This is a genomic window from Rossellomorea sp. GQ25, assembly GCF_059758515.1.
Map to the genome: position 1 here is coordinate 372229 of NZ_JCAXEQ010000001.1, position 15417 is coordinate 387645.

General features: G+C 42.7%; 20 protein-coding genes and 1 riboswitch. Of the genes, 16 read left to right on the plus strand and 4 right to left on the minus strand.

Annotated elements, in window-relative coordinates; translation table 11 throughout:
* Positions 1-12 precede the first annotated feature (12 nt).
* Genes sat through AC6CIB_RS02060 form a run of 7 tightly spaced genes read left to right on the plus strand, consistent with a single transcriptional unit; the run spans position 13 to position 5713 of the window.
* A complete protein-coding gene (gene sat / locus AC6CIB_RS02030) occupies positions 13-1158 on the plus strand; it encodes a sulfate adenylyltransferase (RefSeq protein ID WP_498277686.1) in 1146 nt (381 codons plus the stop codon).
* A gap of 13 nt (positions 1159-1171) precedes the next feature.
* Positions 1172-1774, plus strand: coding sequence for an adenylyl-sulfate kinase (cysC, locus tag AC6CIB_RS02035; RefSeq protein ID WP_498277688.1), 603 nt, complete (start codon positions 1172-1174; stop codon positions 1772-1774).
* 12 nt (positions 1775-1786) lie between these two features.
* A complete protein-coding gene (locus tag AC6CIB_RS02040) occupies positions 1787-3397 on the plus strand; it encodes a nitrite/sulfite reductase (RefSeq protein WP_498277690.1) in 1611 nt (536 codons plus the stop codon).
* Between the two features lie 13 nt (positions 3398-3410).
* Entirely contained in the window at positions 3411-3635 is a 225-nt protein-coding gene (locus tag AC6CIB_RS02045; RefSeq protein ID WP_498277691.1) for a DUF3906 family protein, read from the plus strand.
* 13 nt (positions 3636-3648) lie between these two features.
* Positions 3649-4425, plus strand: coding sequence for a uroporphyrinogen-III C-methyltransferase (cobA, locus tag AC6CIB_RS02050; protein WP_498277692.1), 777 nt, complete (start codon positions 3649-3651; stop codon positions 4423-4425).
* Positions 4426-5181: a sirohydrochlorin chelatase gene (locus AC6CIB_RS02055; protein ID WP_498277693.1), complete on the plus strand. Its 756-nt coding sequence runs from the start codon at positions 4426-4428 to the stop codon at positions 5179-5181.
* A complete protein-coding gene (locus tag AC6CIB_RS02060; RefSeq protein ID WP_498277694.1) occupies positions 5162-5713 on the plus strand; it encodes a precorrin-2 dehydrogenase/sirohydrochlorin ferrochelatase family protein in 552 nt (183 codons plus the stop codon). The genes AC6CIB_RS02055 and AC6CIB_RS02060 overlap by 20 nt, the downstream gene beginning before the upstream one ends.
* Positions 5714-5831: 118 nt before the next feature.
* Positions 5832-5937: riboswitch (purine riboswitch) on the plus strand.
* Positions 5938-5959: 22 nt separating this feature from the next.
* Here the strand turns inward: AC6CIB_RS02060 and AC6CIB_RS02065 are convergent.
* Positions 5960-7102 (minus strand): site-specific integrase, encoded by a 1143-nt coding sequence (locus tag AC6CIB_RS02065; protein WP_498277696.1) that lies wholly within the window; start codon positions 7100-7102, stop codon positions 5960-5962.
* 168 nt (positions 7103-7270) lie between these two features.
* Here AC6CIB_RS02065 and AC6CIB_RS02070 point away from each other — a divergent pair, with 168 nt between their 5' ends.
* Together AC6CIB_RS02070 and AC6CIB_RS02075 are read left to right on the plus strand one after the other, a co-directional pair.
* Entirely contained in the window at positions 7271-8065 is a 795-nt protein-coding gene (locus AC6CIB_RS02070; RefSeq protein WP_498277697.1) for a toll/interleukin-1 receptor domain-containing protein, read from the plus strand.
* 482 nt (positions 8066-8547) lie between these two features.
* Positions 8548-8856 (plus strand): hypothetical protein, encoded by a 309-nt coding sequence (locus AC6CIB_RS02075; RefSeq protein WP_498277698.1) that lies wholly within the window; start codon positions 8548-8550, stop codon positions 8854-8856.
* Here the strand turns inward: AC6CIB_RS02075 and AC6CIB_RS02080 are convergent.
* A complete protein-coding gene (locus tag AC6CIB_RS02080) occupies positions 8853-9452 on the minus strand; it encodes a restriction endonuclease (RefSeq protein WP_498277699.1) in 600 nt (199 codons plus the stop codon). The two genes, AC6CIB_RS02075 and AC6CIB_RS02080, sit on opposite strands and share 4 nt — an antisense overlap.
* A gap of 172 nt (positions 9453-9624) precedes the next feature.
* On the opposite strand from AC6CIB_RS02080, the gene AC6CIB_RS02085 reads away from it, so the two are divergent.
* Entirely contained in the window at positions 9625-10575 is a 951-nt protein-coding gene (locus AC6CIB_RS02085; protein ID WP_498277700.1) for a tyrosine-type recombinase/integrase, read from the plus strand.
* 321 nt (positions 10576-10896) lie between these two features.
* Here the strand turns inward: AC6CIB_RS02085 and AC6CIB_RS02090 are convergent, their stop codons facing one another.
* Positions 10897-11304 carry an endonuclease domain-containing protein gene (locus AC6CIB_RS02090; protein ID WP_498277701.1) on the minus strand — a complete coding sequence of 136 codons (408 nt, stop codon included), beginning with the start codon at positions 11302-11304 and terminating at the stop codon, positions 10897-10899.
* Between the two features lie 220 nt (positions 11305-11524).
* On the opposite strand from AC6CIB_RS02090, the gene AC6CIB_RS02095 reads away from it, so the two are divergent.
* Both AC6CIB_RS02095 and AC6CIB_RS02100 read left to right on the plus strand, forming a co-directional pair.
* A complete protein-coding gene (locus tag AC6CIB_RS02095; RefSeq protein WP_498277702.1) occupies positions 11525-11866 on the plus strand; it encodes a YolD-like family protein in 342 nt (113 codons plus the stop codon).
* 95 nt (positions 11867-11961) lie between these two features.
* Positions 11962-12381, plus strand: coding sequence for a hypothetical protein (locus AC6CIB_RS02100; RefSeq protein WP_498277703.1), 420 nt, complete (start codon positions 11962-11964; stop codon positions 12379-12381).
* 153 nt (positions 12382-12534) lie between these two features.
* Here AC6CIB_RS02100 and AC6CIB_RS02105 read toward each other — a convergent pair whose 3' ends face one another.
* Entirely contained in the window at positions 12535-12786 is a 252-nt protein-coding gene (locus AC6CIB_RS02105) for a helix-turn-helix domain-containing protein (RefSeq protein ID WP_498277705.1), read from the minus strand.
* Between the two features lie 157 nt (positions 12787-12943).
* Between AC6CIB_RS02105 and AC6CIB_RS02110 the strand changes: the two genes are divergently transcribed.
* The 4 genes from AC6CIB_RS02110 to AC6CIB_RS02125 all read left to right on the plus strand — a co-directional run bounded on the left by AC6CIB_RS02110 (position 12944) and on the right by AC6CIB_RS02125 (position 15396).
* Positions 12944-13441, plus strand: coding sequence for a hypothetical protein (locus tag AC6CIB_RS02110; protein ID WP_498277707.1), 498 nt, complete (start codon positions 12944-12946; stop codon positions 13439-13441).
* Between the two features lie 92 nt (positions 13442-13533).
* Positions 13534-13824, plus strand: coding sequence for a hypothetical protein (locus AC6CIB_RS02115; protein ID WP_498277708.1), 291 nt, complete (start codon positions 13534-13536; stop codon positions 13822-13824).
* Entirely contained in the window at positions 13821-14072 is a 252-nt protein-coding gene (locus tag AC6CIB_RS02120; protein WP_498277710.1) for a hypothetical protein, read from the plus strand. Before AC6CIB_RS02115 ends, AC6CIB_RS02120 begins: the two co-directional genes overlap by 4 nt.
* A gap of 175 nt (positions 14073-14247) precedes the next feature.
* Entirely contained in the window at positions 14248-15396 is a 1149-nt protein-coding gene (locus AC6CIB_RS02125; RefSeq protein WP_498277711.1) for an AimR family lysis-lysogeny pheromone receptor, read from the plus strand.
* Positions 15397-15417: the final 21 nt, after the last annotated feature.

The following is a 15417-nucleotide window of genomic DNA, read 5'->3' on the forward strand; positions in this document are numbered from 1 at the left end:
GGAGGATAAATGATGAGTTTACAGCCCCACGGAGGAACGCTTGTTCAATTATATTTACCAGAAGAAACCTATGAGGATATTCTCCATGAGATCCCATTAGACGAAACCGCGTTAAGTGATTTAGAACTCATTGGAATAGGTGCTTACAGCCCTATAAATGGATTCCTGACCGAAGTGGATTATCAACATGTAGTGGAAACATTACGTTTGCGAAACGGCAGTGTGTGGAGCATCCCGATTACCCTGCCCATTGCAAAAGAAAAAGCAAGAGACGTAAAGAAAGGTTCAAAGAGCCGCCTTGTTTATAAGGGAGAAACATATGGCCTCATAGAAGTCGAGGATATTTATGAACCAGATAAACAGAAAGAAGCCCTCCTCGTATATGGAACGACCGACGCGGATCATCCAGGTGTCAAGAAATTATTGCAACGGGGGGATGTGTATATAGGTGGGAAGATCAGCCTTATTAAACGTCTTTCCAAACCGTTCAACGAGTATACATTTGACCCAAGTGAAACCAGAAAGTTGTTTAAGGAAAAGGGATGGAAAACGATTGTCGGTTTCCAAACGAGAAATCCAGTTCACAGGGCCCATGAATATATTCAGAAAACGGCATTGGAAACCGTGGATGCACTCTTCTTAAATCCGTTGGTTGGCGAAACAAAGGCGGATGATATTTCAGCCGGCATCAGAATGGAGAGCTATAAAGTTCTATTACAGAACTATTACCCTAAAGATCGAGTGTTTTTGGGAGTCTTCCCTGCTGCCATGAGGTACGCGGGTCCAAGGGAAGCCATCTTTCATGCACTTGTAAGAAAAAATTATGGATGCACGCATTTTATTGTCGGGAGAGATCATGCAGGTGTTGGCGATTATTATGGTACCTATGATGCGCAGAAAATATTTAATCAGTTCAATGAAGACGAGATAGGGATTATCCCTCTCCGCTTCGAGCATAGTTTTTACTGTGAGAGATGCGAAGGGATGGCGACTACGAAGACATGTCCTCATGATAAGACCGATCACGTTATTTTATCAGGGACAAAAGTGAGAGGAATGCTCCGTAACGGGGAAGTTCCCCCTTCAACGTTCAGTCGCCCTGAAGTGATCGAAGTGTTAATTAGAGGTCTAAAACAAGAAGCTGGACAAACGTCTTAAGGAGGATCCCGGGTTGAGTGAAAAAACAGAAAATATCGTATGGCATGAAACCGCAGTAACGAAACAGGAGAGACGAAAAAAAAATGGACATCAAAGCTTTATTTTATGGTTCACGGGTTTATCCGCTTCAGGGAAATCGACTGTCGCCAATGCATTGTCTCACTCCCTTTTCGAACAAGGAAATCAGGTCTATGTTCTGGACGGAGATAATGTCCGTCATGGATTAAATCATGATTTGGGATTTAAGGAAGAAGATCGTAAGGAGAATATCAGGAGAATTGGAGAGGTGTCCAAACTTTTCATTGATAGCGGACAAATTGTGCTAACGGCCTTTATTTCACCATACAGGGAAGACCGTGCTCTCGTACGAAATTTAGTGGAGACTGATGAATTTTTTGAAGTATATGTGCATTGTTCATTAGAAGAATGTGAAAAGCGCGATCCAAAAGGCTTGTACAAAAAAGCCCGTAAAGAGGAAATCACTCATTTCACAGGAATCAGTGCTCCTTATGAAGCACCTGAAAAACCGGAAGTGGTACTGGATACGGAGAAACATTCAATTGAAGAATGCGTGGAGTACTTATTAACTGTACTGAAGCAAAAACAACTTATATAAGGGGAGAAAATCATGGCATATTCAAAATCATGGGAGTCAAATGAGAAATTGAACAAAACGGAACAATGGAAACTGGAGAAAGACGGGTTGTCTATCTTTGAAGATATTCCATACTATGCGGAAAACGGCTTCTCTTCGATTCCAAAAGAAGAGTGGGATAAGTTTAAATGGGCAGGTTTGTATTTACAAAGACCAAAGGAAGACGGCTATTTCATGATGAGAGTGAACGTCCCATCGGGCATCCTGACTTATGATCAGGCACGGGAACTTGCTGCCATTTGTAAAGAGTATGGAAGAGACGTCTATGACATCACCACCCGCCAGGCGATCCAATTTCACTGGTTGAAGATTGAACAGATTCCCGACATCTTTAAACGTCTGGAAAAGGTCGGATTGTCTTCTGCCGGTGCATGCGGTGATATCACACGTAATATCGTCGGGAACCCCCTGGCAGGGATCGATCCTGATGAACTTTTCGATACACGAAATATTGTGAAAGAAGTGTATGATTTCTTCCAGCACAACGAAGATTTTTCAAATTTACCACGAAAATATAAAGTAGCAATCTCTGCTAATATCAATAATGCGTCGAATGCTGAAATCAATTGTGTTTCCTTTGTTCCCGCGAAAAAGCTGATAGACGATAAAGAAGAAGTCGGCTTCCATCTGAAAGTTGGTGGAGGATTGGCAGCAAGACCATTCCTTGCCCAAGAGTTGGATGTATTCATCCTTCCTCATCAAGTGAAGGAAGTCGCGATAGCCGTCACCACGATTTTTCGCGACTTCGGTTATCGGGAGAAAAGACATTTGGCCCGGTTGAAATTCCTAATGGCCGATTGGGGTCCTGAGAAATTCAAAGAAACTCTATTACAGTATGTTGAGCTTTTACCTGCGGGAGTTGAGGCCGTGGAAGGTTGGAATGCAGGATATTTCTACGGTGTACATTCACAGAAACAGGAAGGACTCAATTATGTGGGGCTGAATGTTCCGGTTGGACGATTAAATTCTGATGAGGTGTATGAGCTTGCGAGGATTTCCAAGAAATATGGGAATGGCGAACTGAGAAACTGTAATTCTCAAAATCTCATCATTCCCAACATACCAGATGAACATGTTAATGCTTTGCTTTCTGAGAAAATCTTTGATCGCATTTCAACAAGTCCACTATCGTTCATCGGGTATTCCGTATCATGCACAGGGATCGAATATTGTAATCTCGCTTTAGTGGAAACGAAAGAACGGATGAGACAAATCGCCAATCAATTGGATCAGGAACTTTCATTGGATGTCCCTGTCAGAATCCACATGGTCGGATGCCCGAATTCATGCGGTCAACGACAAATCGCGGATATCGGACTTCAAGGAATTAAAATGAGGACGAAAGATAAGAAGATGATAGAAGCATTTGAAATATACGTCGGAGGAACTCTTCAAGACGGTGGAAAACTGAATGAAAAGTTAAAAGGGAAAGTGGAGGCCGGCAATCTGACAGGAGTGGTAAAGCAATTGCTGTTTCATTTTAAACAAACAAAAGAACCGGGAGAAGCCTTTTTTGACTATATCAACCGGGTTGGTACCGCTCCCCTACAAGAATCGTTAGATCAATTACTTCAGGAAGTTTAAGGAGGCATAGGGGATGAACTTGTATCGATTTGAAGTCACTACTCACGTCTTTGTCACCATTGTCGTAGTAGCGGCTGAATCAGATGAGAAAGCCTTTGATTTAGTGGAAGTTGAACTCGAGAAGTATTTTTTGAAAAAGCCTGATGTTGTAGACATCTCTCTTTACGAGAAACGTAGAATCCGGGGAAATGGTGCAGGGTTTGTTCTGCATGAACAGGAAACAATCATCAAATCTTAAGGAGGAATAATGGATGGGGAAGGTTTACTTGGTGGGAGCGGGTCCTGGAGATCCTGAATTAATCACATTAAAAGCATTGAAATCAATACAAAAAGCAGATGTCATATTATATGACCGGCTGGTGAATAAAGAGCTTCTCTCCCATGCGAAAAAAGGAGCCGACTTGATATACTGCGGGAAACTGCCAAACTATCATACGATGAAACAAGATACAATCAATCATTTTCTCGTGCGTTATGCTGCGAGCGGCAAGGTAGTGGTGAGATTGAAAGGAGGAGACCCATTCGTATTTGGAAGGGGAGGAGAAGAAGCAGAAGCACTTGCAAAAAAAGGAATTCCCTTTGAAATCGTCCCTGGAATCACTTCGGGTATAGCTGCGGCTGCCTACGCAGGAATTCCCGTTACTCATAGAGATGCCAGTTCAAGTGTCGCCTTTGTTACCGGGCATAAACAAAATAATCAGCAAGAAGATGAAAAGTGGGAAAGTCTTGCCAAAGGAATCGATACCCTGGCCATTTATATGGGGGTCAGCAATCTCCCTTATATTAAAGAAAAGCTCATTCAATATGGGAAGTGCGAGGATACTCCTGTGGCACTGGTCCACTGGGGAACTACAGAAGTGCAAAGAACCGTAACAGGGACGCTGGATACGATAATCGATATTGTGAAAGAAGAAAATATTGAAAATCCAAGTATGATCATCGTTGGAGAAGTGGTCCGTTTCCGGGAGAAGATTCAATGGTTTGAAGAAGCCTTTGAAAAGGAATCGATCATGAGTGAGGCACTGTAAATGACACGCGCGATCTTATACGTTTGCCATGGAAGTCGTATTGCGAAAGCCCGTGAAGAAGCCATTGATTTGATTAAAAAATGCCAGAACCATGTGGAAGCGGATATTCAGGAAATAAGCTTTCTTGAGCTTGCATCACCTTCCATTGAAGAAGGGTTTGAAACATGCGTAAAAAAAGGAGCTACACACGTTTCCGTCGTTCCGCTTCTCCTTTTGACAGCGGTTCATGCAAAAAAAGATATTCCAGATGAAATTCAAAACTGTCAAGAAGCCTATCCTTGGATTACGGTTACGTATGGTAAGCCTATTGGGGTTCACGAAAAGATGGCTGAAAGTGTCATAATGAAAATACACGATGCTGCTTCAATTGACTCTTCTACCGTTGCCGTATTAATTGGGAGAGGAAGTTCAGACCCCGATGTTACAAAGGATCTAGGAGCCCTGGCTGAACTTGTGCATCGAAAGACAAAGTTAGCAGATGTAAGGACCTGTTATTTAACAGCAGCCTCACCAAGCTTTTCAGACACCTTGAAATCTGTAAAGAATACAGAGAGAAACGTCATTTTCATTCCCTACTTGCTGTTTACCGGGTTACTCATGAAAGGAATCGAAAGGGAGATCGGCCAAACGGAAAATGAACATATCATTCTGGGTAATTATTTAGGGGATGACCCTCTTGTGGAAGAAGCATTCTTGGACCGTGTGAATGAAACCCTTTGCGTAAAAGGAGAATCACATGCTGCCTATCATGATTGATGTGAACGGAAAACCAGTAACGATTGTTGGCGGAGGGAAAGTGGCATATCGGAAGCTCTCTGTATTTCTAGAGCAGGGTGCGATGATTACAGTCATCAGTCCTGACGCTGTTGATGGAATTCAAACATTACATGAAGACAATAGAATTTTATGGATCAAAAGAGAAGTGGAACCAGATGATTTACGAGATGCTTTTATCGTCATCGCTGCCACGAATGAACGATGGGTGAATGAACAGGTGAAAATTCACTCTGAGGAAAATCAACTTTTATGCGTGGTGGATGATGGGGATTGTGGAAATATGCAGATGGTCTCCTTTAGACAAAAAGGGAATTTAACGATTGCCGTTTCAACCGGAGGGGCAAGTCCATTCTTAGCTAAAAAGCTTACCAATCAATTCTTCCAACCATTTGACGATTCCTATATAGAAAAGCTTGCTTTCATTGCCTCTGAGAGGAAAGAAATCAAGGCATCAGACTTATCTGATGGGGAGAAAAGGAAGCTATTACAGGAACTTTCTGAACGGGTGTAAAGTGGATAAAACTTTATGCCCGTTTACTCATTATACGAACGTTTTTATGAATAATTTACATATTGTTAAGAAATGACCCTTTACAAACTGCTGAGTTCCCGTTATACTATCCAATATCAAATCAATATTCGTTTTCACTCATATAATAGCGAGGATATGGCTCGCGAGTTTCTACCGGATTACCGTAAATGATTCGGAGCTTACTGCGCCAAGGCTTCGTGTGTATTCGGAGTTATTACGGAAGAGTTATCGTTGAGGCTTTACCGACATTTTTGCCGACAAGAGGGCGTCAATTTTGTCTGCAGCTTCACGTTGCATTGACGGGAATACATGCGAGTATATGTTCATTGTCGTATCTATTTTCGCATGGCCTAGGCGTTCTTGTATTACCTTCGGATTGATACCGTTAGCTAATAGAAGAGACGCATGGGTGTGTCGTAAATCATGAAATCGAATTTTAGGTACTCCGGAATTAACAATTGCTCGATACATGGCTTGCGTTAAATTACGCTGATGAATCGGTCGGTGTTCCTTCGTTGTAACTATTAAATCCTTAGGCGGTGGCAGATCGTTTGCTTGCCGCTTTTTGTGTTTAACCAGCTCTGCAACCAACTTGTCCGATATTAAAATAGTTCTGCGACTAGACTTTGATTTAGTCTTACCGACGTATTGTTCGCCTTGACCATACAGTTGGTGAATTGATTCTTTTACGTAGATCGCACGTTCATTTAGGTCAACGTTCTCCCATCGCAAAGCAAGTATTTCCGACTTCCTCATTCCGGTGTGAATAGCCAACATAAACGCCACGTAGTAGCTCCAGTTACCTTTGTTATTTTCGCATGTATCTTTAACGTAATCTAAGAACCGTTCGACCTCTTCAGGCTCCCATATCGAGTATTCCTGCCTATCCTGCGGCACCTTTATTCCGCTAAAGGGGTTCTTGGCGATTAACTCCCACTCAACGCCTTTCTTAAACGCAGTAGTCAATAATCGTTTGCAAACTGCCACTGTGCTCGGCTTATAATGAGTCAGCAAATTGTTAATTAAAGCCTCCGCTTGCAACTTTGTTAAGTCCTTCGCTTTCACTTCAGGTAAATGAGGCGATAGCAGCTTAATGTATTTCCGATAGACGTATTCGGTGGTTGGTCGTATATGGCGGCTAGTCGCGTTCAACCAATCCTCCAAAAACGAAACGAGCGAGCTTTTTGTCTCGTCTACATACGTTCCTTTGTTTACATCGGCGACTATTTCAGCAATTGCAGTTTCAGCTTCCTTTTTAGTACGGAAAGTACCGTATCGCCTTTTCCTCCTTCCCGTTAATGGATCACGGCCAACATCTACCGTAATTTGGTATTTATCGCCACGTTTCGAAATGCTTCCTTTATTCATAGCGATTCCTCCCTTCAAGAATTGATAATACCATAACGGTCATACTGATGGAAATTTTATTTTACCTTTCGGAAACCCATTCGTTCCACCTTGTCGAAGTCTTTTATGTTTACTTTAGGGATTTTTACATAGTAAGATAAAAGTAAATCCTAAAAATGGAGGAATTTCATGATATTTCTAAGTCATCAACATAAGGACAAGCCCATTGTTGGTCCTGTCGCTCATAATCTTGCAGAAGTTTTTGGACAAGAGAACATCTTTTTTGACGATTGGTCTATTCAACCGGGAGATGGAATAATAGATAAAATGAATCAGGGTTTAGAAGAGTGCAAGTACTTTTTCTTCTTTATCACTTCTAATAGTCTGAAAAGCGATATGGTAAAGCATGAATGGCAAAACATAATCATGCGTGAAAGTAAGTACAACGTTAACTTCATACCTATAAGATTGGAAAATGTTGAAGTCCCGGCCATGTTAGCGCAAAGGTTATACCTTGATATGTACAGAAACGGAATAGATGTCGTTACTAGACAAATGGTCGAAATCATTGAAAAGGGTAATGTGAAAGCCCCTCAGTACGAACCTTATCAAAATATTCAAGGAGTTATGTCTAATTCGGGTAGCGGGGATATAGACTGCCGCATAGAGGCAAAAACATTTTATGAACCAATTAGTAGTTTCGCAGTGCTAACGAAATATGATGATTCACAAATAGATGTGGCATTCAAGGGCGGCGGAATGATGTTAACGAACTATGTCCCGAATCACTCATTTAACGGTGATACTTATAACGTCTTTACCGTTAGTAAAGAAGGCGGCATAACTCCGGGCTTCCCAGCTATTATAAATATAAGAACTAAAAAGGAAACAACTCTTAACGTTCGAGATATGCCCGTACCATTTATCATTATGAAGGAACATTCTCAAGGGGAATTTAAAACAATTCCATTTAGAATAGAATAACCGCCCTTCGGAGGAATTAACTTTGCTCGCCAACGGTAATTCGACGATGCTTGCCTGTCGGCGAATAAATAAAAACAGCCCGTCGTCTCTCAACGGCGGGCTTTCTTTTGCGTTATTGCGATTGGTAACACGTTCCACAGTATAGCCTACCGTAAGCCTCATACGTCTCATTATCGCTTAGTCGCTGCCGGCACTCGTTACATTCTTTCGTATTCATGCTCGGATCATAATCGTAAAGCGAGCCGGAGTTACCTGTCTTGTAGTCGCTCATGATGTCGCCAACTTCTTTCCGGGATAATTCCAATATATCCCGTTAAACGAGTCGATAGAACTACTCTAACTGACGGTAACTTGACGGAAGTAAGACGGAATAAAACACGGATTAACCGCGTCGTTATGCGATTAAAGGTATAAAAATAACTGTTGGCTAATATCCTTTACCGTAGTATGATTGGACTAATAAAAGGTATAGGAGTGAAATTATGGGGAATTGGATTGGTAAGGTAGGAATCGCCTTTATTGTAGCGGGAGTAATCGGAGCATTTATAGCTTTAAATGGAGTTAATTGGGATGCATACGGTTTTGCGAAGAAGATGGCTGCGTACGATGATCTCGAGTACCTTACGCAAGTAACACTGTATCGCGGCATGATTAACACGGCCATTATATCGATTGTGTCGGGCGTTGCTGTTGGGGCGCTATTCATGGGAATCGGAACACTTATCGACATCGGACGTGAAAGGAATGAGCTAATTCGGAAACAATCGGAGAAGCTAGGAACCGCCAGTTAAATCATCATCTTCGCCAGTTTTTCCCGATCAATCAACCTAACGCCATTTACCTTCGCCAGTTGAACGGCTGCAGGCGTAAAGTATTGATTCGTCACCACAATGGCGCCGTGAGCCTTGTAGTATTTAACCGCAGCTACAACTTGCTGAACGGCGCTAACCCCGATATTACTACTATATCGCTTCGCCTGGACCACGTATTTCTTCCGCCCCTTCCGCAATATCAAATCAGCCCCATAATCGCCGGATCCTTGAGTTACCGTTGCGAAATATCCCTGACGTTCGAATACCGGCTTCAAATACTGCTCGAAGGCGATGCCGTCCATTAAGTCTATTTCGCGAATATTGACCGGTAAGGCATGGCGGGCAGTCAGGCGCTTCCAAAAGACCCGAATTACATAGAAGACCAAACTGCGAAAAGGTTTATAAAACAAGCCGATAATAAACGGAAGGAGCATCAGGTATGCGATTACTCCGTAGTCCTGCGGGCTCTCGAACATCATGTCTCTAAGTCCGGAAATGTAGGCTAACCCCATCGCTCCGACGACAATATATATTTGCAGGTTGTTTTTCTTAGTTCGTGTAATACGTTTCGCCAATAGAAACATCCCTTTATGCTTTTTACTAATAGCTTGTACAACATATAGTATTTTATGTAAAAAAAATCCAGCGATTATGCTGACGGAACAACTGCGTCATTTAAACGTCATAACGCGTAAGCTTGCCGCATCTTTTCGTTTTTAAGTACACTCGTTACAGGAGGTGTTACTTATGGCAAGGGTAACGAGGAGACGAGTGAAAAATAAAGCTAATCAAAGGGACCGAAATGAGCAGACGTTGGACGAGGTATTTGATAAATTTATGGTGGTGAAAAATCTACAAGGTTTGGCCGAACAGACTATAACGGACTATATATTACATTATTCGCTGTTCAAGAAGTATCTAAAACGAGAAATCGAAGCGAAAGAACTTACTATCGATACGGTCCGCAGTTACATGAATCATTTGCTAAACGAATTGGAGCTCGCAGCTTACACGGTCAACATACGTACGCGCACCTTAAAAGCGTTCTTTAGATTCGCATATAAAGAAGGTCACATCGAGCGCCCAATTCACGAACAGATGAAGATGGTAAAAGTTCCGAAAGATAACATTCAAGCGTTCACTGTCGAGGAAGTAAGAACGTTAATTTCCGTAGTAAATGAGACGACAGTAACCGGCTATAGGGACCGCACTATGATGTATTTTATGCTGGATACGATGGTAAGGGTTAAAGAACTGTTGGCGATTCGCAGTGAAAACGTGGACCTAAAGAACGGTATTGTTACGCTCAAAGCGATGGATACAAAGACGAAGAAGATGCGGCAGGTGCCTATTTCTGATTTGACGGTAAAGATGCTGAAAACGTACATCAGGAAGACGGATAAATTCGATTCTGAGTATCTTTTCGTAACAATGCATGGGAAAAAAATCGTTGATAATACTGTACGAAAGTTTCTGCAAGAATACGGTAAAAAGGCGCAGATAACCGGAAAGCGAGTGAGTCCGCACACGTTCCGTCACACTGGCGCTCTCTTTTATATAATGAACGGAGGCGATCCGTTTAGCCTGCAGAAGATTCTCGGCCATTCTGACTTGGCGATGGTCAGACGCTATGTTCAGATGACCGATTTAAATATGAAGTCGCAGCATAATAATTTTTCTCCTCTAAAAAGGTTATAGTGAATTAGGTACAGAACAACCCGTATATATTTATATATAGTCCCTGCGAAAAGGAATACAACGGTACAAGACACAAGCCTTGCCGTTACTGTATTCGCCCTCTTCCAAACAGAATTCTAGCCTGGAATTGAGAATGGAATAGTCGGTTGGAATCGGAAGTGGAATAGTGACGTCACCTTTTTATATTCGTTGTCCTTAAAATGAATCATTCCGGACTCACAAGAGAACTACACTCGGCTTTTATCCGACTGAAGAGGTGACGGGGTTGCAGAAGTATGATAGCGGCATCTTTCCGATTGAACTGCACGACTTTAATTGTGGCTAACTGTATGACAACGTTTTGATCTTTTCGATTGTTATAGGAAGATTTCTATTTATTTGTCGGCCAGTAAAGCGGACTACTTGCCAGCCATTTTTGCGTAAGTAGGCGTCTTTCTTACGGTCATGCCTTTTTTGTTCAGGTGAACTATGAAATGCTTTCCCATCGCATTCGATTGCAATCATTTTATCTGCAAAGTAGAGCGCTAAGTCGATACGATAAGGGCCGCATTTTACTTGGGTGTAAACGTCAAAACCGTTAAAAGTTAAAGAATCATACAACCTTCTTTCGATGTGACTTTCGCATTTGTTTCTTGGGTTCTCACTCGTTGGAGGTGTTTTGAATAAAGAGAAACAAATTAGACCTACTGCCAGTAATCCGAAAAACACAATATATTCTATAATAACCATAACGTCACCCTCGATATTTTTTCTATATTATCGCCAAGAATATGCGAATATAGTCGACCGAATGGGCCGAGACGTCTTTTAGCAAGACTAGCAACTTTTCGCAGTCTAGCACATAAGCTGACAGTGAACAACGCCAGCGTCCGTGGAATATCTACGGGCGTTTTATTTTGCTTGTTTTATCGAACGTTTGTTCTGTATAATTTAATCGAGGTGGTATTGGATGAGTATACGGGATCGTGGACGAATTAAATGGACGTCTTTAATGTTGCCGGAGCATGTTAAAGAGCTCCGTGATATGTGGGACGATTTTAAACGTAATTCGAAGCCGGTTATCGACGAATTTACATTTAGCGAAAATGAAGAGCGTATTCACTACGCAATGGAATTTCATTATGCAATAAAGTTTAAAGTGTGGTCGGAATTTAACGGTAGATGCGAAGAATTTATCGGTCGGGTTCATCACATAGGCTCAAGTGATCGATTATTGAAAATCGAATGCGAGGACGGTACATTCGAGCGAATTATCTTCGATGACGTAATAACGGTAGAAGTGATCGACTAATCTACTGACGTCAATTACCGGTAAAACTTATTCGGTCATACTTTAGACGTCTGTGCATATGATAGACTATCGCCAACTCAAAGGAGTGTTTTCATATGTATCGACCGACCGTACGTTACTCGGAGATTTATCGCGAATATGTTGACCGGGTATTTCATGCGACTAGCCTCGACCGTAATCAAATTATTCGCCTTGCCTTGTTTGTAGCTGCAAACTCGCAGGAATACAATGCGATCCTCAGCGAATATAAGAAGGCTGACGTCTCTCTTCCTCGCCCTAAGTGGCGCCCTACACAATCGCCGTTATGGCAGTCGCAGGAGCCTACGGAAATAGAAAAGGGAGGGACGTCATATGTTATCGATGGAAGAGAAGCAGGTGCTGGCCCGGTTGCTGACGTCAGTAGAGCCGGAACCGCCGGAGCCACAACGCCAGGAGAGAACACGCGACGAGAAGGGTCGATTCGCGAAGGAGTCATCAAAGCAACAGGCGGAGGAATATCGTTCGCGCTCAATTAAGCTGAAGAAGATTCGCGGATTATATAATAGTTATAACGTGGTAGAAGATAGGGACGTCGATTGGATGATTTGCGGAGTTATTCTATTACTCTTCGCTATAATAATGTAGGGGGCTACTGCGGTGGCCTCTTTTTTTCGCATAATAAAAGACGCCTAGTTGCTGGCGCCTTCGTAAGTGTATTCGATTAAGTCTTCTATTGAGTATGTTTTATTTAAACCCTTCTCGGCTGCCATACGGTTTAGAGTGTCGAGCATACCTACGAGTGTTTCTATTTCTATTCTCCCCATATCGCCTTTTTCATACTTCGCAACAGTAGCTGGTCGAATCTTTCCTTCAACAGCAAGCGCGTTTTTAGAGATTGCTAGTTCTGCGAGTATATCCCCAAGTTTAAAATTTATCGCCATAATATCCTCCCCGATCAGTTCCTTATATGCATCTATTATAACCAATTCAAATTAATAAAAAAAGTTTTATTTTCTACTTGACGTCATACCGGAACGGTTATATACTAAAGTCATACCGATTCGGTAATACTCAATCGCGAATATAGGAGGACACAACATGAAACCGACAGATGTTTACTGTATGTGCGAAAAAAGGAAATTCACGGAAATCATGCAAGGCTTAATAATCGACGAGGATCTTCTCTTACTAATTGGCGACACTGGCCTTGCGGTTTGGACTTATAAAAAGGAGGAGGGGCGAATAGTTGTAGATTGCGAAGATGACTACAGTGTTTTATCGCTCGACATGAGCACCTTTAAATTACCGCAGAACCTCGAGGCGGTGAAGCTTGCGGAAATGAGCTTTCCGGAATTCATCCACTATCTGCTCAGTTGGGACGGCGGTGAAGTTGTCGCAGGTGTTAATCCTGGCGATCACATTTACGAAGCTAAAGAGAGTTTCATTTGGCAAATCGCTCACGTTTATTCGAATGGTACCGTGACCACAATTGACGGCAAGTTAATAGCAGCAGGTGACTACGTTGTGCTTGATGAGAAAGACGTCTTAGCGCTCGCTCAGGTAAGGGAATCTATAATAGGAGGAATTGATAAATGATAGCAGCAATCGGATTTTCAATATTAGGTTCATTCGCCTTGGGATTGGCAGTGGGTTTAGATAGATCAGGCGCATTAAAGGAGGAAAATTAATTGGGAAATAAAAAAATTGTTTGCGTAGTATTAGAAGTCGAAGGAAAAGGAAAGCCGGAATATTTTAAATCGCATCTTATCAGCGACATGGGGTACTACTTGACGGAAATCGACGGCCACGCGGTTGTCTCTACATTAATCCCTTCGAATGACTATCCCGGGTATTATGAGTTGCTGAACGAACTCTTCTCGCTTAAGTCTAATGAAGTCACACGAGAGCTTATCACGAACCGCGACATGTCTGCCGCCCAACTTCTGACCTTACTAGAACGTTTCCAGGTGTTCGTATGAAAAAGGTAACGGTCCATTTCCACAACACTGACGAATTGACACAGGAGCAAGCGATATTATTTGGCGATAATATCCTACTCAGTGAATACGATGACATGCTTTACTTCCGGGTTGTGGCCGTCGGTTTTCGGAAAGAAAACAACTTTCACGTCCGTGACTATAAAACGGCAGAACTTCCGGCAAAAGTATCTGCGGAACTGATCGGCGAAATGACTTTACTCGATTATGTGGCAACAATCGCAAGGTAAATGAAGCAAGCATGCGGCAGTTCGGACGTCGATGGCAAGGGCGCCCGAGCTCGTCGCTTAATAGTAACGCGGTGCTTGATCGAGCGCTACTGGCGGCAACCTATAGCGTTGGACAAGTCTCGTCACAAGTTACTAGCGAAACTATGAATCTAATAAAATTCCGGAGGGGAACGCAATGAAATTAGCTAGGTTAGTTGAAGACTCAATGGACAAATTGCCGTATAAGTTGACTTGGAAAAAGATAGCGCAGGAAGTAGGTATGACAAACTCAGCGTTTACGAAGTTTAAGCAAGGATCGGAACTAAATTTCGCCGCACTGTTTACCGTTGCAAAGATACTGCACCCAGATACATATCACAACGTAATTGCCGAATGGTCCTATCATGTTGAAGGAGCGACTAACCTATCCTTTGCGATGGAATATATGAGCGCTAACCGGTTGTTTGACGTAGCCGAGGAAAAGATTCGTATGATGAGGAATCATAACAGTAGCAGTAAGTTGTTGGCGGACCTGTGCGACATGTACACGCTATTGCTTGAGCGCCAACGGTTGGAGGTCGGCATCCCTGCCGATTTCATCCAGCGAATTGATAATACGAAGGCACGTACGCCTGAAGGCCGTTTCCTTCGCCAAATGTTACGTGTTTACTATCACTCAGACATGCGACACATGGCGGCGATGCAGGAATGCCTGACGGTGGCAGAGGAGGTGCTCGAGCGTGTTCAGAACTCAGATCTGCGTGACTTATACACTTTGCGGATTAAGGACTCGAAAGCTATCTCGCTTTTATTCAATTACAATCGCAAGGAAGAACCGCGGAGCTTATGCGAGGAGATAATTAATTCGGACGTGCTTGACAATACGATTTACCGCGCCGGCTCCTTCTTTCGCATGGCAACGTCTTATATGTTCTCAAGTTACGATTTGACCGCGGCATACTTTAAAAAAGCCATCGCGATTTACAGTGCTAACGGGCGTCATGAAGCGGCTGTTTCCGTAGAGTCGAACGAGTTGGAGTTTGCCGCAGTACTGTGGGATAAGGTACGGGACCCGTCGGAATTGAAGGACGACTCGAATCGTGCATTTTACTACGCTCGCCATGGCAGAAAGACCGAAGCGCTCGACATCATTGCGACACTTAATCAGGAATCGCCGTTCACTCGGTATTATACTGGACTTGCAACAAACGATCCTGCGGTGATGGTAGAGTCACTAATACTTTTCATGAGAGGAGGTGATGCGTTTTACGCGGAGTTACCGTATTCAGAGCTACAAAAATACCTGCAATTTAGCGGTGTGGCCGACCTTCTAAGACAAAAATAAACCACAAAGGGGACCAATCGA